Origin of the sequence: Ensifer adhaerens (assembly GCF_002940685.1) — a bacterium.
Classification (GTDB): domain Bacteria; phylum Pseudomonadota; class Alphaproteobacteria; order Rhizobiales; family Rhizobiaceae; genus Ensifer; species Ensifer adhaerens_E.
The window spans coordinates 1-25,813 of the sequence record NZ_PNFP01000028.1; the positions used below are offsets into that span (position 1 = coordinate 1).

The 25,813-nt window shown below is 63.3% G+C and carries 24 protein-coding genes; 9 read left to right on the forward strand and 15 right to left on the reverse strand.

Features of this window, described 5'->3' with window-relative positions; translation table 11 throughout:
* Positions 1–88: 88 nt before the first annotated feature.
* The 5 genes from C1A35_RS33510 to C1A35_RS33530 form a co-directional block, all read right to left on the reverse strand.
* On the reverse strand, positions 89–1,201 hold the full coding sequence (locus C1A35_RS33510; protein ID WP_199773096.1) for an NAD/NADP-dependent octopine/nopaline dehydrogenase family protein: 1,113 nt from the start codon (positions 1,199–1,201) through the stop codon (positions 89–91).
* Positions 1,202–1,262: 61 nt separating this feature from the next.
* Positions 1,263–2,345: an ABC transporter ATP-binding protein gene (locus C1A35_RS33515; RefSeq protein WP_104668547.1), complete on the reverse strand. Its 1,083-nt coding sequence runs from the start codon at positions 2,343–2,345 to the stop codon at positions 1,263–1,265.
* Complete coding sequence (locus tag C1A35_RS33520) at positions 2,345–3,139, reverse strand: ABC transporter permease (RefSeq protein ID WP_104668548.1); 795 nt, start codon at positions 3,137–3,139, stop codon at positions 2,345–2,347. Before C1A35_RS33520 ends, C1A35_RS33515 begins: the two co-directional genes overlap by 1 nt.
* Positions 3,139–4,125, reverse strand: a complete 987-nt coding sequence (locus C1A35_RS33525) for an ABC transporter permease (RefSeq protein ID WP_104668549.1) — start codon at positions 4,123–4,125, stop codon at positions 3,139–3,141. Before C1A35_RS33525 ends, C1A35_RS33520 begins: the two co-directional genes overlap by 1 nt.
* Positions 4,126–4,234: 109 nt before the next feature.
* Positions 4,235–5,341 (reverse strand): extracellular solute-binding protein, encoded by a 1,107-nt coding sequence (locus tag C1A35_RS33530; protein ID WP_104668550.1) that lies wholly within the window; start codon positions 5,339–5,341, stop codon positions 4,235–4,237.
* Between the two features lie 300 nt (positions 5,342–5,641).
* Here C1A35_RS33530 and C1A35_RS33535 point away from each other — a divergent pair, with 300 nt between their 5' ends.
* Together C1A35_RS33535 and C1A35_RS33540 are read left to right on the forward strand one after the other, a co-directional pair.
* Positions 5,642–6,556 (forward strand): LysR substrate-binding domain-containing protein, encoded by a 915-nt coding sequence (locus C1A35_RS33535; RefSeq protein WP_104668551.1) that lies wholly within the window; start codon positions 5,642–5,644, stop codon positions 6,554–6,556.
* A gap of 86 nt (positions 6,557–6,642) precedes the next feature.
* On the forward strand, positions 6,643–7,185 hold the full coding sequence (locus tag C1A35_RS33540) for a GNAT family N-acetyltransferase (RefSeq protein ID WP_104668552.1): 543 nt from the start codon (positions 6,643–6,645) through the stop codon (positions 7,183–7,185).
* Here the strand turns inward: C1A35_RS33540 and pobA are convergent.
* Positions 7,179–8,351, reverse strand: coding sequence for a 4-hydroxybenzoate 3-monooxygenase (pobA, locus tag C1A35_RS33545; protein ID WP_104668553.1), 1,173 nt, complete (start codon positions 8,349–8,351; stop codon positions 7,179–7,181). The two genes, C1A35_RS33540 and pobA, sit on opposite strands and share 7 nt — an antisense overlap.
* A gap of 128 nt (positions 8,352–8,479) precedes the next feature.
* On the opposite strand from pobA, the gene C1A35_RS33550 reads away from it, so the two are divergent.
* Both C1A35_RS33550 and C1A35_RS33555 read left to right on the forward strand, forming a co-directional pair.
* Positions 8,480–9,367 (forward strand): helix-turn-helix domain-containing protein, encoded by an 888-nt coding sequence (locus C1A35_RS33550; RefSeq protein ID WP_104668554.1) that lies wholly within the window; start codon positions 8,480–8,482, stop codon positions 9,365–9,367.
* A gap of 121 nt (positions 9,368–9,488) precedes the next feature.
* Complete coding sequence (locus C1A35_RS33555) at positions 9,489–10,937, forward strand: NCS1 family nucleobase:cation symporter-1 (protein ID WP_104668555.1); 1,449 nt, start codon at positions 9,489–9,491, stop codon at positions 10,935–10,937.
* A 47-nt stretch (positions 10,938–10,984) separates the two neighbouring features.
* Here C1A35_RS33555 and C1A35_RS33560 read toward each other — a convergent pair whose 3' ends face one another.
* Together C1A35_RS33560 and C1A35_RS36190 are read right to left on the reverse strand one after the other, a co-directional pair.
* Positions 10,985–11,926, reverse strand: coding sequence for a sterol desaturase family protein (locus tag C1A35_RS33560; RefSeq protein ID WP_440271585.1), 942 nt, complete (start codon positions 11,924–11,926; stop codon positions 10,985–10,987).
* Positions 11,926–12,237 (reverse strand): hypothetical protein, encoded by a 312-nt coding sequence (locus C1A35_RS36190; protein WP_158665236.1) that lies wholly within the window; start codon positions 12,235–12,237, stop codon positions 11,926–11,928. The genes C1A35_RS33560 and C1A35_RS36190 overlap by 1 nt, the downstream gene beginning before the upstream one ends.
* A gap of 167 nt (positions 12,238–12,404) precedes the next feature.
* Here C1A35_RS36190 and C1A35_RS33565 point away from each other — a divergent pair, with 167 nt between their 5' ends.
* Complete coding sequence (locus C1A35_RS33565; RefSeq protein ID WP_104668595.1) at positions 12,405–13,874, forward strand: amidase; 1,470 nt, start codon at positions 12,405–12,407, stop codon at positions 13,872–13,874.
* Positions 13,859–14,506, forward strand: coding sequence for a helix-turn-helix domain-containing protein (locus C1A35_RS33570; protein WP_104668556.1), 648 nt, complete (start codon positions 13,859–13,861; stop codon positions 14,504–14,506). Before C1A35_RS33565 ends, C1A35_RS33570 begins: the two co-directional genes overlap by 16 nt.
* Here C1A35_RS33570 and C1A35_RS33575 read toward each other — a convergent pair whose 3' ends face one another.
* Both C1A35_RS33575 and C1A35_RS33580 read right to left on the reverse strand, forming a co-directional pair.
* A complete protein-coding gene (locus C1A35_RS33575) occupies positions 14,507–15,169 on the reverse strand; it encodes a sulfite oxidase-like oxidoreductase (protein WP_104668557.1) in 663 nt (220 codons plus the stop codon). It abuts the gene before it with no gap.
* Positions 15,170–15,257: 88 nt separating this feature from the next.
* Positions 15,258–16,013, reverse strand: a complete 756-nt coding sequence (locus C1A35_RS33580) for an IclR family transcriptional regulator (RefSeq protein WP_104668558.1) — start codon at positions 16,011–16,013, stop codon at positions 15,258–15,260.
* Between the two features lie 171 nt (positions 16,014–16,184).
* Here C1A35_RS33580 and C1A35_RS33585 point away from each other — a divergent pair, with 171 nt between their 5' ends.
* Genes C1A35_RS33585 through pcaF form a run of 3 tightly spaced genes read left to right on the forward strand, consistent with a single transcriptional unit; the run spans position 16,185 to position 19,044 of the window.
* Positions 16,185–17,045 carry a CoA transferase subunit A gene (locus tag C1A35_RS33585; protein ID WP_104668559.1) on the forward strand — a complete coding sequence of 287 codons (861 nt, stop codon included), beginning with the start codon at positions 16,185–16,187 and terminating at the stop codon, positions 17,043–17,045.
* A gap of 11 nt (positions 17,046–17,056) precedes the next feature.
* A complete protein-coding gene (locus tag C1A35_RS33590; protein ID WP_104668560.1) occupies positions 17,057–17,839 on the forward strand; it encodes a CoA-transferase subunit beta in 783 nt (260 codons plus the stop codon).
* Positions 17,839–19,044, forward strand: coding sequence for a 3-oxoadipyl-CoA thiolase (pcaF, locus tag C1A35_RS33595; protein WP_104668561.1), 1,206 nt, complete (start codon positions 17,839–17,841; stop codon positions 19,042–19,044). The genes C1A35_RS33590 and pcaF overlap by 1 nt, the downstream gene beginning before the upstream one ends.
* A 93-nt stretch (positions 19,045–19,137) precedes the next feature.
* On the opposite strand, the gene C1A35_RS33600 is transcribed toward pcaF, so the two are convergent.
* The 5 genes from C1A35_RS33600 to C1A35_RS33620 all read right to left on the reverse strand — a co-directional run bounded on the left by C1A35_RS33600 (position 19,138) and on the right by C1A35_RS33620 (position 25,813).
* Positions 19,138–21,150 (reverse strand): beta-galactosidase, encoded by a 2,013-nt coding sequence (locus C1A35_RS33600; RefSeq protein WP_199773097.1) that lies wholly within the window; start codon positions 21,148–21,150, stop codon positions 19,138–19,140.
* A gap of 126 nt (positions 21,151–21,276) precedes the next feature.
* A complete protein-coding gene (locus C1A35_RS33605; protein ID WP_104668562.1) occupies positions 21,277–22,311 on the reverse strand; it encodes a LacI family DNA-binding transcriptional regulator in 1,035 nt (344 codons plus the stop codon).
* Positions 22,312–22,340: 29 nt separating this feature from the next.
* On the reverse strand, positions 22,341–24,047 hold the full coding sequence (locus C1A35_RS33610) for an amylo-alpha-1,6-glucosidase (RefSeq protein WP_104668563.1): 1,707 nt from the start codon (positions 24,045–24,047) through the stop codon (positions 22,341–22,343).
* A 4-nt stretch (positions 24,048–24,051) separates the two neighbouring features.
* Positions 24,052–24,864: a carbohydrate ABC transporter permease gene (locus C1A35_RS33615; protein ID WP_104668564.1), complete on the reverse strand. Its 813-nt coding sequence runs from the start codon at positions 24,862–24,864 to the stop codon at positions 24,052–24,054.
* Positions 24,857–25,813 carry an ABC transporter permease subunit gene (locus C1A35_RS33620; protein WP_104668565.1) on the reverse strand — a complete coding sequence of 319 codons (957 nt, stop codon included), beginning with the start codon at positions 25,811–25,813 and terminating at the stop codon, positions 24,857–24,859. Before C1A35_RS33620 ends, C1A35_RS33615 begins: the two co-directional genes overlap by 8 nt.

A 25,813-nucleotide genomic window follows, 5' to 3' on the forward strand; every position in this document is an offset into this window, starting at 1 on the left:
AGGTGATCACACGCTCCGACTTGTACAACCCGGCCGTCTTCAGGCCCTCGAGTTCTAAACGGAGATGGGTGAGGAAGCGTTCGTTCATTCAGACGCGTCCCTCGGCTCGATCGACGGCGGCGGCAATGGTCGGAAAGCCGGTGCGGCAGAGCGCGTCGAGGCCTTCGAGGCCCAGCCGCTCGAGACCCAGTTCCGGCAGGAGGTCGTTCTCGCCCTCGAAGTCCCGGCCGTACATGGCAGAGAAGATGCGGATGCCCGATTCATGCAGGACTGCCGGGCAGCCCGCGAGACGTGCAAGCTGCGCGGTGACCACCAAGCCGAACGGGACATCTTCCGTCACGTAGCGGCTGTCCGCCGTCGCGGGGCCGGTGCCGTTGTTTCCGGCCTGGTACATTTCCTGGTTCATCTGCGAGATGGTGCTGACGGGCACATGGAACGACAGGTGGAAATGCTGGAAAATGTCGCGCACCTTCAGGTCCAGCTTCTCGGCTATGGCCAGACGCTCGCGGTCGAGCGTTTCCAGCAGGCGGCCGATGTTTGGGGTGACGTTTTGCGCCTGCACCCAGCTTTCGCCGCGCTCCATGCGCGACATGTTGCCGAGCGCGATGCCGAGGTGGTTTTGCGGGTTCAGGTTCGAAAGCGCGATTGCCAGCAGGCTGCCGCGGTCAACGAAGTGTTCGCCGAACAGCGCCGTGCAGACCGCGTGCCCGCGTGCACTCTGTGACGCGGGAACGGTCGCGAGGTCGACCTGCTTGCGGATCGTATTTACGTGCACCAGCGCCGGGCCGAGCTTCCGGCCGCTGACGATGGTTGTGCCCCAGGCAACGATCGGCACGGTGATGCCGCGCGCCGCCAGCAGCGACGAAAGATAGAGCGCTCCGAACGAGGTGTGCGAGCTGAAGATCACCACCTGCCCGGCGGTCAGATGCGGCGCGATCGCGTCCAGCACGAACCGGTGACCGTAGGCCGGCAGCGCGACGAGGATCGCATCCGCGTCGCTGACCAGATCTTCCGCGCTTTCGGCAACGGCCGGAAGGAAGGTGCCTTCGATGGCACCCTCTGCCGTCAGGCTCTCACCCTCGGCCAGTGCCAAAGTCCCCGTGCCGGATGGCGACCAGAGCGTTGCCTTGTGTCCGAGTTTTTCCAGAAGGGCGGCAGTGCCGAAGGCAATAGAGCCAGCACCCGCGATACCTACACGCATGTCGTTTTCCAATTCATCTGATAGTCGGTGACGGGCTCCGCCCGCCGTCGAGACGTCGTTGTTATGAAGCGTTGCGGGACGGAATGAGCGTGGTCGCCTCCGCCGACCAGCCAACCCAGATGTCGTCAAGGCTCAGGCCCTCCACTTCGCTCGGGTGAACGAGCGCGTTGAGCAGATGCCCCTCGCCGATCTCGACCTTGAGCGAAGTGTGGTTGCCCTTGAAAACGCGCTGGCGGATGCGCCCCTTTACCCGGTTGGCGACACCCGGTTCGCCGGCCGAGCATTGGATCGCTTCCGGCCGCAGCACGACGTAGATCGCGTCGCCCGCCTTGGGCGACAGCGCGCCGGCCGACGCCTTGATCGTCATGCCGTTCCACCGCACTGCGGCTTCGCCGGCGTCGGTGCCGACGACATCGGAGCGCAACAGGTTGGTTTCGCCGAGGAAGGTCGCCACGAAGGCGGAACCGGGGCGCTTGTAGAGGCTCGCCGGATCGCCCATCTGCTCGATCCGGCCATTGTTCATGACCACGATCGTATCCGACATGGTGAGCGCCTCTTCCTGATCGTGGGTCACGAACATGAAGGTCTTGCCCGTCTGTTCCTGGATCGCCTTGAGTTCGATCTGCATCGTCTGGCGAAGCTTGGCGTCGAGCGCGGAAAGCGGCTCGTCGAGAAGCAGTACGTCGGGATCGGGCGCAAGGGCGCGCATCAGGGCAACGCGCTGACGCTGGCCGCCCGACAGCTCGGATGGAAGGCGGCTCGCGAATTCCTGCAGCTGCACGAGTTCCAGCAGTTCCGATACGCGCCTCTGGATCTGTTTCTGGTCGACGCCCTTAAGCTCCAGCCCGAAGGCGATGTTCTTTGCGACCGTCATATGCGGGAACAGCGCGTAATCCTGGAACACGATGTTGACGTTGCGCCGGTTCGGCGGAACCATTGTCACGTCGCGGCCGGAGAGCAGGATGCGGCCCTCCGTCGGCGTTTCGAACCCGCCGAGCATGCGCAGCGTCGTCGACTTGCCGCAGCCCGAGGGACCAAGCAGCGTGACGAACTTGCCGCGCTCGATGTTGAGGTTGAGATTATCGACCGCGACAAAGCTGCCGAAGCTCTTTCTGACATTTTCGAACTGAACAACCGGTTCCATCAGCGGATCCTCGAACGACGTGTGAGATATTCTGCGTAGAGCCCGACGACAGCCGTCACGACCAGGACGAGCGTCGCCATGACGTTGATCTCCGGTGACATGCCGGATTGCACCCGGGCGAAGATCAGCATCGGCAGCGTCGGGCGATAGCCGCCGAGGAAGAAGGTCCGGACGAAGTCGTCGCTCGACAGCAGCAGGCAGAAGATCATGCCGCCGAAGATGGCCGGTCCCAGGTAAGGCAGGGTGACGCGGAAGAAGGTGACGGTGCTGTCGGCGCCGAGATCGCGCGCGGCGTCGACCAGATTGCCGGGCATGGAGCGCAGCCGCGTCAGCACCATGACCACCACGAAGGGTACGGCATGGACGACGTGGCCGAGAATGATGGCGACTGTCCCCGTCGGCAGGTCGATGGTGGTGATGAAGATGCGAAGCGAAATCGCCGAGATCATGCCCGGCACGACGGCCGGCAGGCAGGCGATGGCGAAGGCTACGTATTGAGTGGCACCGCGCAGCGATCCGATCAGCATCGCGATCCAGACCCCGATCACCGTCGCAATCGCCGTCGTCGCCGCGGCGATCATGATCGTGTAGAGGCAGGCGTCCAGGAACTGCTTGTCCTGGATCACCTTGGCGTACCAGTCGATCGTCAGGTTTCCGAGCGGAAACGAGATGAAGCTCGCATCCTTGAAGCTGACGGCGACCATCAGCGACAGCGGCAGAAACAGGTACAGAACAAACAGCCAGTAGAAGGACTTGAGGGCCAGCCCCGGCCAATCGTGAAACATGGCGCGCATCAGAATGTCCTTTGTTTCGTGCCGCCGACGACCCGCATGAACAGACCGACGGTGACGAGGGATGCGGCAAGCATGATCATCGCGAAGGCGGCACCGGCCGGCCAACGGCTGCTGGCGCCGTGGAAGAAACTGCTGATCGTTTCGGAGAACATGCTGGTGGTCGGCCCGCCAAGCAGAATGGGAGCGGCAAACACGCCCATGCAGGTGAGGAAGACCAGCGAGCAGCCCGACACGATGCCGTCGCGCGAAAGCGGCAGGATGATGCGGCGAAAGCGCGTGAACGGTCCTGCCCCGAGATCGGCCGACGCATCGAGCAGCGACTTCGGAATCTTTTCGATCGCCGAATAGAGCGGCAGCAGCATGTAGAGGCAGACCATGTAGACCAGGCCGAAGCTGATCGAGAAGGACGTGTAGAGCATCTGGATGGGACGCTCGGTCAGCCCGATTTCCCTGAGCAGCACGTTGACGGCACCGCGATTGGCCAGAAGCATGATGACGGAGAAGATGCGGATGATCTCGCCGGCCCAGAACGGCGCCAGGAGCAGGAGCAGCGCGCGCGACCGGCTGCCCGCCGAAACCACCTTCGCCACGTAATAGGCCACCGGGTAGACCACGACCAGGGTGACGGCGGTTGCGATGGAGGCATAGATGAAGCTGCGCAACAGCGGCATCCAGTAGAGCTTTTCACTGAAGAAGAGCGCGTAGTTGTCGAGCGTGAAACGGGCTTCCACGCCCGGCTGCGGCGGATAGCTGGACAGAAGGCTGATGCGCAGCATCTCGTAGATCGGCCCGATATGCATCATCAGCATCCAGACAACCGGCACGCCGGCCAGAAGCAGGATGCGCCCATATCGCCACTCGGCAACAGCGCCCAAGGTGTAGCGATAGAGCGGCGAGTGGATCACCCTCGCGATACCGGTTGAATATTTCATCTGCGCGGCGCGGACGGGGATACCGCCACCTGCCGCATGTGTTCCCACGGCCATTGAATTATCCCAAGGCTTGTCCGCGACCCGGCGGGTATTGGCAGGACATGCGTCACCGTTCTGACCCCGCCGCCACAGCGAGGTCAGTCAGTCATCACAATGCGATTGCTCAGGCCGCCTTCAGTTCGGCGACGGCGCGGTCGATGATCTCGTTCTTCATCGAGCGATTGAGCGAGCTGAAGAAGGTGACGCGCTCGAGCTCTTCCTGCGGCAGCGTCGATGCCAGCCGTTCCTTGTCGTTCAGCAGTTTGTCGACGCCCGAGATCGTCGAGCTGAAGCCGGAGGTGCGCGTCATCGCCGCGCCGACCTCGGGGTTCGCCAGGATCGCGTCGAACAGCTTGTAGGCATTCTCGGCGTTGGGCGCGTTGTTGACGATGTTCAGCGTGTAGCAGAACCCGTAGGTGCCTTCCTTCGGCACGGAGAGCTTGACCGGCACGCCGTCCATGATCAGCTTGGCGGCGGGGCCCGACCAGGCCTGCGCCAGATGGATGTCCTCGTTGATGAACATCTGCTGCACTTCGCTGGCCGCATCGTAGTACTTGCGAACCATATGCTTGTGCTTGATCAGGTGGTCGCGCGCTTCGCTGGCGGCCTTCTGGGCCGCCTCGACCTTGTCGGTGTAGGTGACGAAGTCGCCGTCATGACCCAGATACTTCATGGTGATCGACATGAAATCGCCGGCCATGTAGGCGGTCAGGCCTTCGTATTTCTCGTCGAACATGATGCCCCAGCTGTCGGCTTCCGGCACGTAGTCGGTGTTGCGCACGAGGCCTTCGTAGCCAGCAAGGATCGGCAATCCCCAGAGGTTACCTTCGTAACGAGCCCAGGCCGCGTCCTGATAGGCGGGATTGAGGTTCGACCAGTTGCGCAGCTTTGCCGTATCCAGCGCCTGCACCAGCTTCGAGCCGATGAACTGGCCGTAGCGGTGGCCGGCGACCGTGACGATATCGGTCGTCGGGTTTGCGCCTTCCGCCGTCAACAGGTTGTACTGCTTGCCCTGGTCGTCGGTCAGGCGGATGCGAACCTCGATACCGCTGTCCTTCTGGAACTGCTCGATGAAATCCTGCGGCAGGAACTTGTCATAGGTGGTGATGTTGAGAACCGCGCCCTCAGCACGCGCCGACCGGATGATGTAGGGCGCGGCGAGCACCGTTGCGCCACCTGCACCCAAAAGCTTGAGCGCGTTCCTGCGATTGATCTTCTGCCCGAATACCATTGTTCCTCCTCGCGCCTCCCAGCGTGACTTGACGGCGCCGGTGCGCGCATGCGCGCTCTTTCGGTCCCGTCTCCAATCGTGCAATCGATCAACCCGATCGCAGCTCACACAAAGATTGGCGTAGCAAATTTGACCCGTCTAATTGTTTTTAAGCCTGCGTCCATTCCAAAAGGTTATACGTTCCAATCGCCTCCCCCTCGGCAGGCGACGTTATTTCGCAGGGTCTGCGGTTGGGTTCATTGTCAAGATCCGCAGGCAGCGATAGGTTTGACACGCATATGTCACGTGAGAAGTTATGGGATGAAACGCGCACCGAACCTGCGACAAATCGAGGCCCTGAAAGCCGTGATCGAGTGCGGCACCGTCAGCCGTGCCGCGGAGGTCCTGCATATCTCGCAGCCCGCGGTGAGCAAGCTCCTGGCGCATCTCGAAGAAGACACGGAGCTTGAACTGTTCGATCGCATCAAGGGCCGGCTCATTCCGTCGGAGCATGGGATGCGGCTCTACAAGGAGATCGATCGTGTGTTTGCCGGCATCAAGCAGATCGAGCGCGCCGTCGACCTGATCCGGCGCGAGGAACTCGGGCAGATCTCGGTCGGCGTGATGCCGGCGCTTTCCGGCCTCTTCATCAGCGACACCAACAAGCGTTTCCTTGCCGGGCACGGCGACGCCTACATCTCGGTGGTGATCCGCAGCTCGCAGTTCATCGTCGAATGGCTGCTTTCCAAGCAGGTCGATATCGGCCTCATCAACCGCAATACGGACAACCCCTATATCGAGTGCGTTCCGCTGCGCGGCGGAGACCTCGTCTGCATCGCGCCGCGCGACCATCGCTTCGCCGCGAAAGCGGAGATCGTGCCCTCCGACATCCATGGCGAACCTTATATCGGCTTTGCCGCCGACAACCGCATCCGGCAGAAGATCGAAAGCACGCTCGACAGCTACGGCACCCGCCTGAACTACATCATGGACGCGACGCTTGCACCGGCCGTGTGTGAAATGGTCGCCAACGGACTGGGGATCGCCATCGTCGATCCGGTATTCGCCTTCGGCCAGCGCGACCGACTGACGATCCGACCTTTCCTCCCCAGCATCGCGTCGGATCTCAGCCTCTGCTGGCTGCGCGACACGCGAAACCGGCACCTGGTCGACGCCTATGTCGAGGCGACCCGCGCCACGGTCCAGGACATGCGGCAAGCGATGGATACCAACTGAGACTGCGCGCGGTGGCCTGCCGGATTTCGCGGCTTTACAAGCTGCGATCAGCGGTTGAGATTGCGGCCCGACAAAGATGGTGAACCATGCCGACCGCTCCCCTCGTCGTTGACGCATTTTCCGAAGCACACATTCCCAAGATGCTCGACTGGTTTTCGAGCCTGGAGGCGCTGGTGCAATGGGGCGGCCCCGGCCTCTCCTTTCCGCTGGAAGCAGCACAGCTCGAAGCGATGCTCGCTGAAACCAACGGTGCCGAACCCGAGCGCTTGATGTTTGCAGGCGTCGTCGACGGCAAGCTCGCCGGCCACGCGCAGGTGGCGCTCGACTGGGCAAACGGCGTTGGCCGCCTCGCCCGCGTCGCCGTCAATCCGCGCATGCGCGGCCAGGGCCTTGCCCAGCCTTTCCTCGGCGAAGTGACCCGCCGCTTTTTCGCCGACCCCGCCTTCGAGCGGCTCGAGCTCAACGTCTACACGTTCAACGAGGCGGCGATCCGCACCTATCTGAGCCTCGGCTTTCGCGAGGAAGGGATAAGGCGTTCCTCAGTGAAGGTCGGGGATGCCAGGTGGGACACGGCGCTCTATGGCCTGCTGCGGCGCGAGTGGGCCGATCGCGCCGCCCTTTCTCAGTAGGGCAATCCGACATAGTTCTCTGCCAGCGCCGTCTCGGCGGCCACCGAATGGGTGAGGTAGTCGAGTTCGGCTTCCTGGATGCGCTGGTCGAAATCGCCGGTATCCGGAAAACGGTGCAGCATCGTCGTCATCCACCAGGAGAAACGCACGGCCTTCCACACGCGCGCCAGCGCCCGCGCGGAGTAGGCGTCGATGCCGGCGTTCGAGCGATCCTGATAGTGTTCGAGCAGCCCCTCGAAGAGGTAGTGCACGTCGCTGGCGGCGAGGTTGAGCCCCTTCGCTCCCGTCGGCGGCACGATATGGGCGGCATCGCCGACCAGAAACAGCCGGCCGAAGCGCATCGGCTCGGCGACGAAGGAGCGCAGCGGGGCGATCGATTTTTCGAAGGACGGCCCCGTCACCATCGCGTCGGCATGGTGCTGCGGCAACCGCCGGCGCAGCTCGTCCCAGAAGCGCTCGTCGGACCAGTCCTCGATCTTCTCGCTCAACGGGCACTGGATGTAATAGCGGCTGCGCGTCGTCGACCGCATGGAGCACAGCGCGAAGCCGCGCGGATGGTTGGCGTAGATCAGCTCATGATCGACCGGCGGCACGTCGGCGAGAATGCCCAGCCAGCCGAAGGGGTAGACCTTCTCGAAGGTCCTGAGCGCCTTTTGCGGCACCGACTTGCGGCTGACGCCGTGAAAGCCGTCGCAGCCGGCGATGAAATCGCAGTCGATGCGCTGCGCAACACCTTCCTTTTCAAAGGTCACATAGGGAAGATGGCCGTCGAAATCATGCGGCTCGACATTGGCCGCTTCATAGATCGTCGTGGCACCGGAGCGCTCGCGGTGCTCCATCAGGTCGCGCGTCAGCTCCGTCTGGCCATAGACCATCACGCGCTTGCCGCCAGTCAGCTGCCTGAGATCGATACGATGGTCGCGGCCATCGAAAGCGAGCGAGAAGCCGTCATGCGGCAGCCCCTCCTGGTGCATGCGCGCGCCGGCCCGGGCGCGATCCATCAGGCCGACCGTGCCCTCCTCGAGCACGCCGGCGCGCACGCGACCGAGAATGTAGTCCTTGCTGACCCGATCGAGGATGACGTTGTCGACGCCGGCTTCCGTCAGCAATTGTCCGAGCAGCAGCCCTGAGGGGCCCGATCCGATGATGACGACCTTGGTGCGCATGCTCTCCTCCGGAATTGCCCTTTGGTGGAATTGTCTTTTGGCAAAATCTGCGCGCAGCCGGCCTCGCTCTCAATGGACAAAAGCGCCATGAAATTGCACAAATCGAACATGACTTCAGGATATGCGACATGAAGAAGGCGGTTCCGACCTACGAGCTCTACGGCGAGAGGACCGGGGAACGGCCGGATTTCTGGTTGCATTGCGAGACGATCCCGTCGCGAAGCAGCCGTTATCACTGGGAAATCGGGCTGCACCGGCACGACAGCTTCTTTCAGATCTTGTACATTTCCGGCGGCTCCGGCGATGCCGTCTTCGGCAATGCGGTCCATATGATCGAGCCCCCCGTGGTCATCACCGTTCCGCCGGCGCTGGGCCACGGTTTCCGCTTCTCGCGCGACATCGACGGTTTCGTCTTCACCATCCTTGCCTCGCACCTGAAGACGCCACCCGGCGAGCGCAGCCGTCTCGGCGCGTGGCTCGCCGCCCCGCACCTGACCCGGCTCGACGACCGCAGCGATGCGGCCTATATCGCAGCAACGCTCACGCGCCTGGCCAAGGAGTGGGAAACCAGCCGCAGCAACCGCGCCGATCTCCTGGACGCCTATCTGACCTCCGCTCTGATGCTGACGGCGCGCCTCGACGAGGCAGGCGACGAGCGGGATGACAGCGGCGAGAGTGAAAACGAAAGGCGGGTCCAACGCTTCCAGGCCCTCTTGCAGCAACACCACCACGCGCATTGGCCGGCCGCCGCCTATGCCCGCGAACTCGGCCTGTCGCAAACCCACCTCAACCGGATCACGCGCGCCGTCACCGGCCTCAGCGCCCACGAGATGATTTCGCGGAAACGCATCGGAGAGGCGAAGCGCGAGCTCGTTTTCACCCGCGCCAGCGTGCAGGAAATCAGCTTCCGCCTCGGCTTTGCCGACCCCGCCTATTTCTCCCGCTTCTTCCTGCGCCAGACGGGCATGACGCCGCGGGCCTGGCGGCTTGCCGAGCGCGAACGGCTCGGCGCCTGACCCGAGCGCAGCCCGGCGCCGGAATTGCATACAATCCAAAAAGACTTTTGAAACGACTCAAAACGGGAGCAGAATCAGGGCCCGGATCCGAGGGGGACCCGGAGGGTATACGGAGGAAGACATGGCAGTACGCGATCCGTCGCCCTCGTTGTACAACGAGGATCTGGCACCGGCCGAGGAGCGCCGGTGGGGCGCTTTCAGCATCTTCAATGTGTGGACATCCGACGTGCATAGCCTGTGGGGCTACTACCTCGCAGCGAGCCTTTTCCTGCTTTGCGGCAGCTTCGTGAATTTCGTGATCGCGATCGGTATCGGGTCGCTGGTGATCTTCTTCCTGATGAGCCTTGTCGGCAATGCGGGCGTGCGCACCGGCGTGCCGTTCCCGGTTCTCGCCCGCGCCTCCTTCGGTACATTCGGCGCCAACGTGCCGGCGCTGGTACGCGCCGTCGTCGCCTGCTTCTGGTACGGCGCGCAGACGGCTGCCGCCTCCGGCGCGATCGTCGCGCTTCTCATTCGCAACGAAAGCATGCTGGCCTTCCACCAGAACAGCCACATGCTCGGCCATTCGACGCTCGAGGTCATCTGCTACGTCGTCGTCTGGTCGCTGCAACTGCTCATCATCCAGCGCGGCATGGAGACCGTACGCAAGTTCCAGGACTGGGCGGGCCCGGCCGTCTGGATCATGATGCTGATCCTTGCCGTCTACCTCGTCGTCAAATCAGGAACCTTCTCCTTCGGCTCGGAAATTCCGCGCGACGTGCTGATCGAAAAGACCAAGGACGCGGGCGTCCCCTGGGAGCCCGGCACTTTCCCGGCGCTCGCGGCAGTCGCTGCCACCTGGATCACCTATTTCGCGGCGCTCTATCTGAACTTCTGCGACTTCTCGCGCTATGCGACCGACGAGAAGACGCTGCGCAAGGGCAACCTCTGGGGCCTGCCGATCAACCTGCTCGCCTTCTGCCTGGTTGCCGGCGTCACGACGACGGCCGCCTTTGCCGTCTATGGCGAAGTGCTGCTGCATCCCGATCAGATTTCGGCGAAATTCGACAGCTGGTTCCTGGCGCTGCTCGCGGCACTCACCTTTGCGGTGGCGACCCTCGGCATCAACGTGGTGGCGAACTTCGTGTCGCCCGCCTTCGATTTCGCCAACGTCTTCCCGCGGCAGATCAACTTCAAGCGCGGCGGCTACATCGCCGCACTGATCGCCCTCATCCTCTACCCGTTCGCCCCCTGGGAAACGGGTGCCGCGCACTTCGTCAACTTCATCGGGTCGACGATGGGGCCGATCTTCGGGGTTATGATGGTGGACTATTATCTGATCCGCCGCGGACAGCTGAACGTCGAGGCGCTCTACCACGAGGACGGCGAGTTCCGCTTCCAGGGCGGCTGGCACGGCAGCGCCTTCGTCGCCTTTGCCATCGGGGCGCTGTTCTCCTCGATCCTGCCGACGTTCACCAACATCCTGCCGGCCTGGTGGGGAATCTATGGCTGGTTCTTCGGCGTCGCCATCGGCGGAGCGATCTACTACGTCCTGAGGATCGGCGCCCGCAAGCCGGCCTTCGCGGCCTAGCTGTTGCGCAGCATGCCCGGTTGAATGCCGGGCATGCTGCCGCACTTTCATAAGCCTCGCTTCGGGAGGCCGAGGATTTCGCGCACGCCGTTCTTGGTGAAGGGTTGCGCAAGTTGCGCCAGGAAGCCCCTGGCGATCCGGCCCTTGATGCCGATGTCGGTGGAGGATGGGCGGTCGGGGTTGTAGTACGTGCCGAACAAAAGGTCCCAGACCACGACGTTCTCGCCGTAGTTCATATTGCCTTCGCGAAGGTCTTTCGAATGATGCCAGCGGTGAAGCCGCGGCGTGCTGAAGACATAATCGAACAGGCCGGTGCGCATGTCGACGTTGCAATGGGTGAGAATGCCCATGAAGGCCGTGACCGCGCCGAGCCACCAGAAAACCGGGAGCGGCGCGCCGAGGCAGTAGAGCGAGATCTGGCTCATGGCGATCTTGAACAGCGAATCGGCGACGTGAAAGCGGCCGGTATTGATGACCCAGAGCCGGACAACGCTATGATGCAGGGCGTGAAACCGCCAGAAGAACAGCTTTTCATGGGCAATGCGATGCGCCCAGTAGAGGCCGAATTCGGCAACGACCACTGCGAGCGCCACCTGAGCCACCATCGGCCAATCGGACGGCCAGATTCCGAACTTGAGCGCTGCGAGCGGCTGCAGGATGTTGGCGGCATACATGGGAAAGACGGCGGCGATCAGGCCAGCCAGTTGCAGCAGGCCCTTCGTCGCCAGCGTATGGCCGATGTCGTTCACCGTTTCGCCATCCGACTGAAGCCAGCTCCGCTCATGGGGAATATAGCGTTCGAGAAGAAACAGGATGAAGACGGCGGCCGCATAGACCGCCACAAAACCGACCATCGGCCTTGCGCTCGCGAACGCGTAATACGCGCCGAGCAATCCACCGAAGAACACCAGCGGCCACGACAGGTACCCGAGCCCCAATCTGAAAACCTGTCCGAACTTCGACACGGTGCCTCTGCGCTCTGCCTTCATCAACGACGCTCCATCCATTCAAGCAGTTCCCGGCATGTGCGCGGCCGGCCGTCGCTGACGCGGCCGTCGCTACATGCATCCAGGCGATAGTCCTCCTCGGACCAGCCGCCGCTTCTTCCATGCCCGTACATGCGCTTGATCTCGGCGCAGGTTCGCGGCTTTCCATCACTTAGCCGACCATCACGACAGGGATCGTACAGAGGTTGCACGGCCCGATACGGATTGTCCGCAATCCACACTCCGTTTTCATCGGCATGGCTTGGGCCCACACCGAAAAGGATCAACCACATGGGTAAAATGGCCAGGCGCATCGACAACGTCCTTAGTTGAAACGTTGCCACGAGCTTTGCGGGGGGTGAGTTGCACCAGCATTGCAGGAGACGGGAAGATGCAATCAGACGCTCGGCGATGCAACCGCTCATTGACGATGAAAAGAGAATCATTCATTCTCTTTTCATCGTCAATGGAAGCTGAACAGATGCGCGCCTCCAATCTCGAACTCTCGCAACAGGCATCGGACGCCCTTTCCGCGTTGGACGCCACAGCACAGGCACGTCTCGTTTCGACGGGGCAGGCCTCGCCGCTCGAACTCGTCGATGCCGCCATCCAGCGGATCGAACGGCTCGAGCCGCACATCAATGCGCTCGCATCCACGGATTTCGAGCTCGCGCGCGAATGCGCCAGAGATGCCAGGCCGCAAGCAGACATGCCGTTCCCGGGCGTGCCGACCCTGCTTAAGGACCTGCTGGCCTATCCGGGCCACCCGGCCGGCTTCGGCTCGCGGCTGTTCAAGGGACAACCCGCTCCAGGCGGATCGGACTATACGGACGCGCTCGACAGGGCCGGCCTGATCGTCCTTGGAAAGACGACGACATCGGAGTTTGGACTGCTCGGCACCACCGAGACCCTCGCCCATGGCGCGACCCGCAATCCCTGGAATTTCGCCCTTTCGACCGGCGGCTCGTCCGGCGGTGCGGTGGCGGCCGTCGCCTCCGGCATGGTGCCGGTTGCCCACGCGTCCGACGGTGGCGGCTCGATCCGCGGCCCCTCCTCCTTCTGCGGGCTTTTCGGCTTCAAGCCGAGCCGTGACCGCACGGTGAATGCCGGCCTGCCGCCGACCATGCCGACGGCGCGGCTGATCAGCGATCATTGCGTCAGCCGTTCCGTGCGCGACAGCGCCGCGTGGCTGGCCGCAACCGAACGGCGGGACCTGGCGCGGGTGCTGCCTGCGATCGACGATCTGCGCCGTGGCCCGCAGAAGCGGCTGCGGATCGGCGTCTATCGACACGATGTTTTCGGGCGCGGCGTGTCTGAAGCGGCCGAAGGCGCTCTGAAGACCGCCATTTCCCTTTGCGAAGCGCTCGGCCATGACGTCACTGCGTGTGATGGCCCCGACGTCGACGCGCCCGAAACCAGCCGCGCCTTCTTCAATCTGACGGGAATTGTTCTTTCCGGTCTGTTCGACCAGATCGCAGCCGCGATGGGCGGCGCCTTCGATGAGACCCGGTTCGAGCCCTACACGGTCGCGCTCGTCCGCCGCGCCAGGCGGCTGCCGGAGGCGGCAATTGCCGAAGCGATCGGCGCGACGACGAGGGCCGAGGCGCGTGCAAATCAGGCGATCTCCGCCCATGACATTCTGCTTTCGCCCACCGTTCCCTTCACCGCCTTTCCGCTTGGAACCAAGGGCCCGAGCGAGGATCCGGACCAACTCATCGCGTTTACGGAACGCCTCGCCGGTTTCACCAACGTTGCTTCCTTTGCTGGATGGCCCGCCATGTCGGTGCCGCTCTTCTGGTCGCCCGAGGGGCTGCCGATCGGCTGCCATTTCGCCGCGGCAACGGGTGAGGACGCGCTGCTCTTCTCGCTTGCCTTCCAGTTGGAGGAAGCCGCCCCCTGGCAGCCGTGGTTGACCGCGCTTGCAGGGAGGCTCGCATGCCTCAACGCCTGAAGCTGGAAGTGCGTGAGCGGCTGCTTGCGGCAGCGGCAGCGGTGTTTGCCGAGCAGGGTTTCGAAAGGGCCCGGCTGGCCGATGTGGCGGAACGGGCGGGCACGAGTTCGAGCAACATCTACAAGTACTTCGCCGACAAGGAGGCGCTGTTTGATGAGATCGTGACGCCGACGCTTGCCGGGCGATTGCTGCGCCTGCTGCGCGGCCGCATACGAGAACTGCGGGCGATCGGCAATTGGCTGCAGGCCGATGCGTCCGGATCTGAACGGGCGCGGGCGCTGCTGTCCTTCTGGATCGAACAGCGGCTCGTGGTCCTGATCCTGCTTCGCGGCGCGGATGGCACGCGCTACGCCCATGTGCGAAACCTGATGATCCGCGAGATGGTGCGGCTGGCCTCCGGCTACGTGACCGACAAGGCCGGCGCCGCTCCGACGCCACTGATGGATTTCATGCTCGAGCGTACCTTTACCCGAACGCTGGACACCATTGCCGACACGCTCAGTGCGTACCGCGACGCCCCGTCCATCCAGTCGGCCATTTCGCTCTTCTGGCGCTACCAGCTTGCGGGGCTGCAATCGCTGCTGGACCCGGACGCGTCAGGCGGCGACCGACAAGCCTTCACGGGCCCCTGATCAGTCGTCCGAATAGCGCTCCTCGCGCCACGGATCGCCGCGCATGTGATAGCCGTTGCGCTCCCAGAAGCCGGGGGTGTCACCGGCGCGGAAATCGATGCGCGTCAGCCACTTGGCGCTCTTCCACAGATAGAGATGCGGAACGATGAGCCGCATCGGCCCGCCATGGGTGCGGCCGATCGGCTGGCCTTCCCAGTCGGTCGCAAGGATCGCATCTTCGGCCGCGAAATCCGCAAGCGGCAGATTGGTCGTGTAGCCATCGTAGCTTGTCAGAAGGACATGGCTCGCTTCAAGCTTCGGCATCACCTGGTCGAGCAGATCACGTGTGGCCACGCCCTGCCAGCGGTTGTCGTAGCGCGACCACGTCGTCACGCAATGCATGTCGGAGAGACGGTCGCTCTGCGGCAACGCCTTGAAGGCGGTCCAGTCGAGCGACAGGGGGTGTTCGACATGGCCGGTGATATCGAGACGCCAGCTTTCCGTCCGGATGATCGGCTGCTGGCCGAGATCGAGCACCGGCCAGTCCTTGACCAGATGCTGGCCGGGCGGCAGGCGCTCGTCTTCCGGCCGGGTGACCCGTCCGGTCAGGAACTTGCCGTCGGCCGCCCAGCGCCGCTTCGTCGTCGTGAGCTTGGTTTCCGGCGGATGCGCGTCGTCGGTCATGATGCTCTCCTCCCCAACCCGAATTCACTCGCCAAGCGAAAGTAAGAAGGGCGCGACGGCGGAAGGTCAAGCGCAGCTTCAAAAGTTGCTATCGCAGAACCACGCGCAATGCGCCTTGCGTCTCTTTGAGCAGCGGCAGGTAGCGTGCCACCATTTCGGCTGCGGCCACATGCGCCGCCGGCGCACCGATGTTGAGCGCGGCAACGATCCGGCCGCGGTCGTTTTCAAGCGGCACGGCGATCGAGCAGAGACCGAGCTCCAGTTCCTGGTCGATCAGCGCGTAGCCCTGGTCGCGCACCCGACGGAACTCGGCGATCAAATCCTCCGGATCGATCTTGGTATAGGGTGTATTCGCCTTGAGGTTCGAGCGTGAAAGGATGTCTCGCGCCTCGTGCTCCGGAAGCGCCGCGAGCCACACCCGCCCCATGGAGGCACAATAGGCCGGCAGCCGCGACCCCGTCGTCAGGTTGATTGACATCACCCGCTTCTGCGAGGCGCGGGCGATATAGATGATTTCGGTGCCATCAAGCACCGAGGCCGACGCGCTCTGGCCGGCCCGTTCCGAAAGCTGGTCGAGATAGGGCTGGATGATCGTCGGCAGCGGCGTTGCCGACAGATAGGCATGGCCAAGCCTCAGGATCTTCGGCGTCAGCGCGAAGAACTTGCCGTCATAGTCCGCGTAGCCAAGCTCGGACAGGGTGAGCAGCGAGCGGCGCACCGTTGCCCTATCGAGGCCGGTGATCTTCGACGCCTCGGCAATCGACAGCTTCGGCCGCGTTTCGTCGAAGGCCTCGATCACCGTCAGCCCCCGTGCAAACCCACTGACGAAATCAGTCTCGCGCATCCTTGCCTCCCAAATCACATCACCAACTTTGTGCGATATACGAACAAAAGTCAAATATCGCACAAACTGTTTGACCGGTCCGATCGATCGGCGCTTATTGGCATGCGGAAGAGGAAGGCCGTTGCCGCCCGATGGCGCGCCAGCCGCCGCCAACAGACAAAGAGAGGAAACATGGCGAAGATCGTTTCGCTCGCCGAGGCCGTCGGCGACAATGTCAGGGATGGCGACACCGTCGCCATGGAAGGCTTCACCCATCTGATCCCCTATGCCGCAGGCCACGAGGTGATCCGCCAGGGTCGCAAGGATCTCTATCTCGTGCGCATGACACCCGACATTCTCTACGATCAGCTGATCGGTGTCGGTGCTGCCCGTGGCATGAAGTTTTCCTGGGGCGGCAATCCCGGCGTCGGCTCGCTGCACCGTTTCCGCGATGCCGTCGAGAACCAGTGGCCGCGACCGCTCGAAATCGAGGAGCATTCCCATGCGGCGATGGCCAACGCCTACGAGGCGGGGGCTGCCAACCTGCCCTTTGCGACGCTGCGCGGTTACATCGGCGCCGACCTGCCGAAGGTGAACCCTAACATCAAGTCCGTCACCTGTCCGTTTACCGGCGAAGTGCTCGCCGCCGTGCCGGCGATCCGCCCTGACGTCACGATCATTCATGCGCAACGCGCCGACAGGAAGGGCAACGTGCTGATCGAAGGCATTGTCGGCGTGCAGAAAGAGGCGGTTCTCGCCGCCAAGCGCTCGATCGTCACGGTCGAGGAGATCGTCGACGAACTGAACCCACCCTCCCCGAATTCCCTCGTTCTCCCGAGCTGGGCCATTACGTCGGTTGCTCACGTTCCGGGCGGCGCCTTCCCGTCCTATGCACACGGATATTACCCGCGCTCCAACGCCTTCTACATCGGCTGGGACGAGATCGCCCGCGACCGCGACAGCTTCTCCGCCTGGATCAAGGAAAACGTACTCGACGCCAGGCCGGAAGATTTCGCCAGGCATGCCGGCAACAAGCCGGCCAAAGCGGCCTGAGGGAGGATAGGATGAGCGACTTCACCCCCACCGAAATGATGACGATCGCAGCCGCGCGGGCGCTTTCCAACGACGACGTCTGCTTCGTCGGCATCGGCGCGCCGTCGGCCGCCTGCAACGTCGCGCGGCTGACGCACGCGCCCGACATTACCCTGATCTACGAAAGCGGCACGGTCGGAACCAAGCCCGATGTGCTGCCGCTTTCGATCGGCGACGGCGAACTTTGCGACACCGCCCTCTTCACCGTCTCGGTGCCCGAGATGTTCCGCTACTGGCTGCAAGGTGGCCGCATCACCACCGGCTTCCTCGGCGGCGCGCAGATCGACAGATTTGCCAACCTCAACACCACGGTCGTCGGCCCCTACGATCATCCGAAGGTGCGGCTACCCGGCGGCGGTGGCGCCCCCGAGATCGCCTCCAATTGCGGCCGCATCTTCATCACCATGGCGCTCTCCAAGCGCGGCTTCGTCGAAAAGCTGCCCTTCATCACCTCCATGGGCCATGGCGAAGGCGGCAACCACCGCGAGCGGCTCGGCATGAAGACCAAAGGCCCGACACGCGTCATCACCGACCTCTGCATCCTGGAACCGGATCCGGAGACGAAGGAACTGACGGTCGTTTCGATCCATCCGGGCGTTACCCGCGAGCAGATCGTCGAGAATTGCGGCTGGGCGATCAAGTTCGCTGACGAAGTGATCGAGACGCCGGCACCGACGGCGCTGGAATTGACGACCCTTCGCGATATAAATGCCCGCACCAAGAAGGCGCATCAGGGCGACAAGGAGGCTGCGTAATGGCCGAGGCTTTCATCTGCGACTACATCCGCACACCGATCGGCCGCTTCGGCGGCTCGCTCTCATCGGTGCGAGCCGACGATCTCGGCGCGATCCCGCTCAAGGCACTGCTTGAACGCAACGCCGATGTCGACTGGGATGCGGTCGACGACGTCATCTTCGGCTGCGCCAACCAGGCGGGCGAGGACAACCGCAACGTCGCCCGCATGTCGGCGCTCTTGGCCGGCCTGCCGGTCGGGGTTTCCGGCACGACGATCAACCGTCTCTGCGGTTCCGGCATGGATGCCGTCATCGCTGCGGCCCGCGCCATCAAGGCGGGCGAGGCGGAGCTGATGATCGCGGGCGGTGTCGAGAGCATGTCGCGCGCGCCCTTCGTGATGCCGAAGGCCGACACCGCGTTTTCACGCAATGCCGAGATCTATGACACCACCATCGGCTGGCGCTTCGTCAATCCCCTGATGAAGAAGCAGTACGGCGTCGACTCCATGCCCGAGACCGGCGAGAACGTCGCCGCGGATTTCCACGTGAGCCGCGAAGATCAGGACGCCTTTGCCGTCCGCAGCCAGGCGAAAGCTGCCGCTGCGCAAGCCAATGGCCGGCTGGCCAAGGAGATCGTTTCGGTGACGATCCCGCAGCGCAAGGGCGAACCTGTGATCGTCGATCGCGACGAGCACCCGCGCGCAACCACGATGGAAGCGCTTGCCAAGCTCGGCACGCCGTTCAAAAAGGAAGGCGGTACGGTGACCGCCGGCAACGCGTCGGGCGTCAACGACGGTGCGACGGCGCTCGTCATCGCCTCGGAAGCGGCCATCAAGAAATATGGCCTGCGGCCGATCGCGCGCATTCTCGGCGGCGCAACCGCCGGCGTGCCTCCCCGCATCATGGGCATGGGGCCGGCCCCGGCGTCAAAGAAACTGATGGCGCGCCTCGGCCTCAAGCAGTCGCAGTTCGATGTCATCGAACTCAACGAAGCCTTTGCCTCTCAAGGGCTCGCCGTGCTGCGCGACCTCGGCATTGCCGACGACGACCCGCGCGTCAACCGCAACGGCGGCGCGATCGCGCTTGGCCACCCGCTCGGCATGTCCGGCGCCCGCATCACCGGCACGGCGGCACTCGAACTGCAGGAGACCGGCGGCCGCTACTCGCTCTCCACCATGTGCATCGGCGTCGGCCAGGGCATCGCGGTGGCGCTGGAGCGCGTCTGAACCGTTTCGACCTCCCAGATAAAAAGAGCCCGGCTGTCCGACAGCCGGGCTCTTTTCTTTCAGTTCATCAAAGCGCGCTATCGCGGTGCCCGCTCACGCCGACCAGATCGCGATATCGACCGGGCCGAGCTTGCGGCCGCCGACGTGGAAGGTCGCGCCGGCCGGTGCCGGGACATCGACGGCCGACTTGCCGTAATTGAAGGCGAAGGCGAGCTTGCCGCGGCGGGTGATGCGCAGATCACCAAGATCCGGAAGCGTCTCGACCGAGGCCCAGCCGAGGGCATCGCCGATCACCTTGCCGAGGAAGTCACCCCGCGCGGCGGTTGCGAGGTAGCGCGCCTTGTCGTTGCCGACGAGCGCCGGGGCGCCATTGCGATAGTCGCCCTCGAAGGTCGCAAGCACGGTTTCGTTGGTGCGAACCGTCTCGCGCCAGACACCGGCCGGATAGGTCTCGTTGCCGTAGAGCACGCTTTCGGCGTGGAATTCCGGCAGCGACTCGACACGGGCGACGCTGACGTCGATCAGCGCGGCGAGCGGACCCGGCGGCAGGCCCTCGGGGATATGCATGTCCTCCGTCTTGCTGCCGCTGCGCGGTCCGAACAGCACCTTAGCGCCTGACGCGGCGAGCTTTTCGACGAAGGCCTGTTCCGGGATGACGAGATCGGGCGCCAGGACGAGCTGGTAGCCGTCAAGGTCCGAATGCTGGCCGATGATGTCGACGTCGACGCCGAAGCGGGCGACGGTCGAATACCAGTCGAGCGCGATCTGCGAGGCCAGATAGGTGCGGCCCTGCGGTAGCGCCCGCGTCGCCCAGCGCGAGGTGTAGTCGAGCAGGATCGCGACCTTGGCCTTCTCGCGGCGCTCACCCTTCGGCAGACGCTTCATTTCCTCGGCAACCTGCGCGACTTCGAGATAGCCCTGGTCAGCCTCGCTGTTCGGAAGCAGCAGGCCGGCATGGAACTGCTCCTGCGCAAACGGCACCTGGCGCCATCGGAAATAGGAGACCATGTCGACGCCGTGGGCATAGGCGAGCCAGGTCCACAGCCGCACCATGCCGTCGGCGGGCGACTGGTTGTGCGAGGCCCAGTTTACCGGGCCCGGCTGCTGCTCCATCACCCAGACGCGGCCGTTGCCGACGGCACGGTAGAGATCGTGGTTGAAGGCCGGCTGGTCGGGATCGCCGACGCGCAGGTAGCGACCCTTGTCTTCCGAGGAGAGGCGGCCGTTGAGCAGCCCGCCCATCGGATAGACGTCCCAGGAGGCGATATCGATGTCCTCGCCGACCTTGTAATGGTCGAAGTCGGTGTTCTGCGACATGAAGTTGTGCGTCACCGGACGACCCGGCGAGTGCTTGCGGATGATGTCGACCTGCGCCTTGTTGAAGCTCTTCACCTGGTCGGAGGAGAAGCGGATGTAATCGACGATATGGGTCGGGCTCGGCTCTTCGACGAGGTTGTTGGGAAGCTCGACCTCATCGAAGCTCAGGTAGTTCATCGCCCAGAAGGCCGTGCCCCAAGCGCGGTTCAGTTCCTCGACCGTGCCATAGCGGGCCTCAAGCCATTGGCGGAAGGCGCGCAGCGCCTCATCGGAATAGCTGTAGATCGTGTCGTGGTCGCCGTACTCGTTATCGGTCTGCCAAGCATGGACGAAGGCGTTCTTGCCATAGCGCTCGGCCATGGCTTCGGAAATGCGCGCCGCCTCGATGCGATAACGGCGGCTGGAGAAGCAGTAGTGGCGGCGGGCGCCGAACTTGCGCACCACGCCCTTGACGTCGACGGGCAGGATGTCCGGATAGCGATCGATCAGCCACTTCGGCGGTGCGGCGGTCGGCGTTCCCAGAATGACCTTAAGACCGGCCTTGCCGAGCACCTCGATCGCGTCGTCCAGCCACTCCCAGTGGAATTCGCCCGAGCGGGGCTCGATCTTCGCCCAGGCGAATTCGCCGATGCGCACCCAGGCAAGACCGAGCTCGACCATACGGCGGGCATCCTCTTCCCATTTTTCGCGCGGCCACTGCTCCGGATAGTAGCAGACGCCGAGTTCCAGCATGTCGGTCTGCTGCTCTTTGGCGTTGAAGCGGTTCAATCTCGTCAGGGGCATGTGCACGGGTCCGGTCCTTCGTCATGTCTTACGGTCGGTTGGGTCCGACCTCGGGTTTTGTCTGTGCGCCCTTGAATATAAACGTTTATATTCAAGGGCATGAATGGGCGCCCTAAGCGGGCGCGAAGTTCGTCAACGGTTCGGGTTCAAGCGGTCGTCGCAGCGCTCGATCAGGTTCGGCATCAAAAGCGTCTGCAATGCCTCCGGCGGCTCGCCCTCCATGCGCCTGAGGATATAGGCGCCGAGCAGGCTGCTCGGCTCGCTGATCGGCAGGTAATAGGTGGTGATCGGCGGCGCGAAATACTGGCTGACGTTGAGATCATCGGTGGCGTTGATCACCGCGTCACGGCCATGCACAAGTCCGCGCTCGTGAAAGCCCGAGAAGGCACCGAGTGCGGAGGCTTCGTTGGCGCAGATATAGGCGGTCGGCGGGTTGCTGAGCTCCGACATGGTCAAAACGTTCTCACGGCCGAAAGCCGGCGTCAGACGGCCATGGGCGACGAGCGCCGGATCATAGGGAAGCCCCGCGACATCAAGCGCATGCCTGTAGGCTTCAAGCCGGGTGATGCCGTAGCTTAAGTCCGAGAGCGGGTTAAGCAGCGCGATGCGGCGATGGCCGCGCTCGGTGAGCCGCGCCATCGACACCCGGATCATCTGCTCGTTGTCGGCATCGACATAGGCATGCGGCGCATTGTGGATGCTGGTGCCATAGGTGACGAACGGGAAATCGGCTGCCTGCATGGTGCGGATGCGCGGATCGTCGGCGCGTGTTCCCGAGATGATGATGCCGTCGGCCTTCTTCAACGAGACGATCTGCTTGATGACCGCCTGGCTTTCCTCGAAATTGCGCACGGCATAAAGCGAGACACGATAGGGGCTGTCTTCCAGCGCCCAGGAAATACCGCTGAGCAGCTGGGCGTATTCGACACCTTCCCATTCGTTCTGCTTCGGGCCCGGCGCAGTCATGATGGCGGCGACCTGATAGGTTTTGCCGGTGCGTAGCTGCACGCCATGCATGTTCAGTTCGTAGCCGACCCGTTCGGCCGCCTCGATCACGATCGCGCGCGTTTCCGGGCGGACCTGAGGCGAGTGCTTCAGGGCCTTGGAAACGGTGGCGATGGAAAGCCCCGTCTCCTGCGCGATGGTCTTGATCGTCGGTCTCTGCATGGCGTCTCGGTTCGTCACGGGTTGCTAGATCACGAAGATTTGGGTCGGCTGAGCGATGCCGCCAGCTGAAGATAGACTGCGGATGTCCAGGCGAATGCCCGATCGCGAAGGCCCCTCCCCGAGCGCGCGTCGAAGTTTTCGGCCATACCGCTTTTGCTCGCAAGTGAACAGAACTTTTCCGCGACTTTGCGCGCGAGCTCAATCTTCCCTTGCTGGCGCAGTCCATCCCAGAGAAGCAGCGTCGTCGGCGCCCAGATCGGCCCGCGCCAGTAACCGTCGTCCTCGTAGAAGGAACTCTTCGGGCTTTCGGTCGCCGGCCCCCATTCGGTGATGAAGCCGCCAGCTACGAGCCGCGCGACAAGCTTCTCGCGCATGTCGGGCGTCAGACGCGATCCGAGCAGCAGCGGCATGAACTGGATGAGGTTTTCGCCCGGCAGTATCCGCTCCGGGTCCGCAGCGAGCCGGGCGCCAAAGGTCTCGCCGGTCCAGAGGCGCTCGAAAAGCAGCGCCTGCAGCTCGTCTGCCTTCTGCCGCCACACCGCCTGGCGGTCAGCGTCGTCTTCGAGAAGATCGGCAAGCGTCTCGCAGGCAAGGATCAGGAAAACGGGCAGATCCGGCGAGATCACCGGGCCGCCTTCGGCAAAGAAGGTGGCGTTGTCCCAGCCGCTATCATTGCCGTGGAAATAGGACGGCAGGCTCGCCGCATCCTTACGGCCGTAGGTCAGCCAGTAGTCGACCTGGCGACCGATTGCGTCGCGCAGGTAAGACTTGCGCTCCACTGTGAGGAAGGACGGATCGGCAGCTGCGATCAGCGACACCGCCCAGCCATGCACCGGCGGCTTGGTGAAGGCGAAGAGCACGTCGCGGTCGTTGATATAGTCCGGCAGCAGGCCGGAGGCGTCCTGATGGTCGAAGATCGCCGCGAACTGGTCGAAGGCGAGATCCTGATCGAAGGCCGCCACACCGAGCGCGGAGAAGGCGTTGTCCCAGCTCCAGATGTTGATCATGTGGTTCTTCGACATGTAGATCGCCGGCCGCGTCAGCGCGCCACCAGCAGGAACGCCGTTCGCCCAGAGCAGGTAACTTGCGAGACGATGTGCATCGTCCTGGCCTTCCACACCCTTCGGAACACGTGCGTGCCATTCGCCGAATTCGGCCGCCGCATCCGAAAGCGCCTCGGCGAACCGGCCGGGCCGATCAGCAGGCGGCACGGTGCGGAAAAAATCGACATTGCCCTCGAAAATGTCCGCACCCGAAAAGGCGAAGGACACGTCTTCGGAATGGTCGCGCTGCCAGGCGCCAGCGACCTTCAGGTCACCAGTGATCGCCCGCGGGATGAATTTGACGTTTTCGACCGCGGCCACCAGGCAATCCTCGCCGCTTGGCATGCGGTAGACATAGTCGTAGCGCGAGCCCTCGAGATGGAAGCGCACGCCGGCCCGTTTGCCTGCGATGTACAGCCTTTCGCCGTCGCCAATGACGAAGCTCACCTCGCCCTCGCCGATGCGAGCATCGAGCCGTTCCGGGGAAAGCACGAGCACAGGCGTCACGCTCGCGCCCTCAGCATCGAAAAACTCGACGCGGCAGAGACGACCGAGTGACGGCCGCTCATCGCCGCCGGCGACATGGCGGAGATAAAGCGCACGCTCGCCGTCACGGCCGGGCACCCGCATCATCGAGAGCGTCAGGAAACGGCCCCTGCGGCTGAAGGGGACAAATTCGATATCGAACAGCATGCCGTTATCCCTTCACCGACGAGCCGACGGCGCCATCCATGATGTAGCGCTGGGCGACGAAGAAGAGGGCGAGCGGCGGCAGGCAGAGGATCACCGTGATCGCGGCGATCGAGGTCACGTCCACCTCGTGCAGGCCCTTGAACATCGAGAGGCCGAGCGTCAGCGTGTACTTCGACTGGTCGTTGAGGAAGATCAGCGGTCCGAGATAGTCGTTCCAGGCGTTCATGAAGTGGAAGGTACCGACCAGCACCAGTGCCGGCATCATCAGCGGCAGATGGATGCGCCAGTAGATGTCGAAGGCGTTGGCGCCGTCCATGCGGGCTGCCTCGTCGATCTCCATCGGCACGGTCATGATGTACTGGCGCAAAAGGAAGACGAAGAAGGCGTCGGCGAAATAGGCAGGTACGATCAGCGGCTTCAGCGTATTGATCCAGCCGAGCAGGTTGAACTCCATGTAGAGCGGGATCATCTTCACGTCCCACGGGATCATCATGGTGGCGAGCAGCAGGATGAACAGCGGGTCGCGACCGGGGAAGCGGAAGCGGGCAAAGCCATAGGCGACCAGCGACGAGGAAATCAGCTGGCCGATGGTCGACAACACCACCACGATCAGCGAGTTGGTGAGGTAGGTGCCAAAGGGCTGCTTGTTCCAGGCGGCGGCGAAATTCTCCCAGTGCCATTCCGACGGCCAGAACACCGGCGGGAATTGGTAAAGCTCGGCCGAGCTTTTGACCGCCGTCATGAAGGTCCAGTAGAACGGCGCGATGAACAGCGCCGACAGCAGGATCAGCGCGGAATAGAGCAGCGTCTTACGCATTGCGGTCTCCATCATTCTCGCGGACTTCGCCTTCGTAATAGACCCAGGCGGCCGACCAGCGCATGACGCCGAGGCTGAGCAGAAGCACGATGATGAACATCACCCAGGAGCCGGCGGCGGCGTAACCCATGTCGAAATACTTGAAGGCGTTGTCGTAGATATACATGGCGAAGAAATAGGTGGAGCCGAGCGGTCCGCCCTTGGTCAGAAGCAGAGCGATCGTCAGCTGCTGGAAGGCAGAGATGATCGATGTGATGAAGGTAAAGAGCAGCATCGGGCCAAGCATCGGCAGCGTGATGAACACCATCTGCGCCCAGCCGGGAACGCCCGAGACGGTCGCCGCCTCATAGAGCTCCTTCGGGATGGCTTTCAGACCGGTCAAGAGGATCAGCATCGTGCCGCCAAGACCCCAGAGGCTGGCGATGATGATCGCGACGATCGCAAGGTTCGGGTCGCCGAGCCAGTTCGGCCCGTCGATGCCGACGAAGGACAGCATGAAGTTCAAAAGGCCGTATTCACGGCTGTAGATCCAGCTCCAGATCGTCACAAGGGCGACACCGGAGATGACGCTCGGCAGGTAGAAGGCGGTGCGGAAGAAGCCGCTGGCAAACGTGATGTGGTGCAGCATCAGTGCCAGGAGGAACGACATGACGATGTTGAACGGCACGTAGATCGCCGCAAACTTCACCGTGATCCAGAGGCTTTCCCAGAACTGCGGGTCCTCGAACAGCATGGAACGGTAGTTTTCGAGCCCGACGAACGTGCGTTCGCCGACGACCGGCCAGTCATAGAAGCTCATCGTCAACGAGAAGACGAGCGGGCCGAGCGTGAAGAACAGGAACCCGAGGATCCACGGGGAGATGAACAGATAGGGTGCTGCATAGCGCGCGATGGCGGAGCGCTTGCGCCTTGCCACCTTTGGCTCTGCACCGGCATAGGTCATATCCAT

What these genes read in the sequence shown, in the direction of transcription:
- C1A35_RS33510 (WP_199773096.1), bottom strand. Translation starts at nt 1,201, where the DNA reads ATGCGTGTAGGTATCGCGGGTGCTGGCTCTATTGCCTTCGGCACTGCC.
- C1A35_RS33515 (WP_104668547.1), bottom strand. Translation starts at nt 2,345, where the DNA reads ATGGAACCGGTTGTTCAGTTCGAAAATGTCAGAAAGAGCTTCGGCAGC.
- C1A35_RS33520 (WP_104668548.1), bottom strand. Translation starts at nt 3,139, where the DNA reads ATGCGCGCCATGTTTCACGATTGGCCGGGGCTGGCCCTCAAGTCCTTC.
- C1A35_RS33525 (WP_104668549.1), bottom strand. Translation starts at nt 4,125, where the DNA reads ATGGCCGTGGGAACACATGCGGCAGGTGGCGGTATCCCCGTCCGCGCC.
- C1A35_RS33530 (WP_104668550.1), bottom strand. Translation starts at nt 5,341, where the DNA reads ATGGTATTCGGGCAGAAGATCAATCGCAGGAACGCGCTCAAGCTTTTG.
- C1A35_RS33535 (WP_104668551.1), top strand. Translation starts at nt 5,642, where the DNA reads ATGAAACGCGCACCGAACCTGCGACAAATCGAGGCCCTGAAAGCCGTG.
- C1A35_RS33540 (WP_104668552.1), top strand. Translation starts at nt 6,643, where the DNA reads ATGCCGACCGCTCCCCTCGTCGTTGACGCATTTTCCGAAGCACACATT.
- pobA (WP_104668553.1), bottom strand. Translation starts at nt 8,351, where the DNA reads ATGCGCACCAAGGTCGTCATCATCGGATCGGGCCCCTCAGGGCTGCTG.
- C1A35_RS33550 (WP_104668554.1), top strand. Translation starts at nt 8,480, where the DNA reads ATGAAGAAGGCGGTTCCGACCTACGAGCTCTACGGCGAGAGGACCGGG.
- C1A35_RS33555 (WP_104668555.1), top strand. Translation starts at nt 9,489, where the DNA reads ATGGCAGTACGCGATCCGTCGCCCTCGTTGTACAACGAGGATCTGGCA.
- C1A35_RS33560 (WP_440271585.1), bottom strand. Translation starts at nt 11,926, where the DNA reads ATGAAGGCAGAGCGCAGAGGCACCGTGTCGAAGTTCGGACAGGTTTTC.
- C1A35_RS36190 (WP_158665236.1), bottom strand. Translation starts at nt 12,237, where the DNA reads ATGCGCCTGGCCATTTTACCCATGTGGTTGATCCTTTTCGGTGTGGGC.
- C1A35_RS33565 (WP_104668595.1), top strand. Translation starts at nt 12,405, where the DNA reads ATGCGCGCCTCCAATCTCGAACTCTCGCAACAGGCATCGGACGCCCTT.
- C1A35_RS33570 (WP_104668556.1), top strand. Translation starts at nt 13,859, where the DNA reads ATGCCTCAACGCCTGAAGCTGGAAGTGCGTGAGCGGCTGCTTGCGGCA.
- C1A35_RS33575 (WP_104668557.1), bottom strand. Translation starts at nt 15,169, where the DNA reads ATGACCGACGACGCGCATCCGCCGGAAACCAAGCTCACGACGACGAAG.
- C1A35_RS33580 (WP_104668558.1), bottom strand. Translation starts at nt 16,013, where the DNA reads ATGCGCGAGACTGATTTCGTCAGTGGGTTTGCACGGGGGCTGACGGTG.
- C1A35_RS33585 (WP_104668559.1), top strand. Translation starts at nt 16,185, where the DNA reads ATGGCGAAGATCGTTTCGCTCGCCGAGGCCGTCGGCGACAATGTCAGG.
- C1A35_RS33590 (WP_104668560.1), top strand. Translation starts at nt 17,057, where the DNA reads ATGAGCGACTTCACCCCCACCGAAATGATGACGATCGCAGCCGCGCGG.
- pcaF (WP_104668561.1), top strand. Translation starts at nt 17,839, where the DNA reads ATGGCCGAGGCTTTCATCTGCGACTACATCCGCACACCGATCGGCCGC.
- C1A35_RS33605 (WP_104668562.1), bottom strand. Translation starts at nt 22,311, where the DNA reads ATGCAGAGACCGACGATCAAGACCATCGCGCAGGAGACGGGGCTTTCC.
- C1A35_RS33610 (WP_104668563.1), bottom strand. Translation starts at nt 24,047, where the DNA reads ATGCTGTTCGATATCGAATTTGTCCCCTTCAGCCGCAGGGGCCGTTTC.
- C1A35_RS33615 (WP_104668564.1), bottom strand. Translation starts at nt 24,864, where the DNA reads ATGCGTAAGACGCTGCTCTATTCCGCGCTGATCCTGCTGTCGGCGCTG.
- C1A35_RS33620 (WP_104668565.1), bottom strand. Translation starts at nt 25,813, where the DNA reads ATGGATATGACCTATGCCGGTGCAGAGCCAAAGGTGGCAAGGCGCAAG.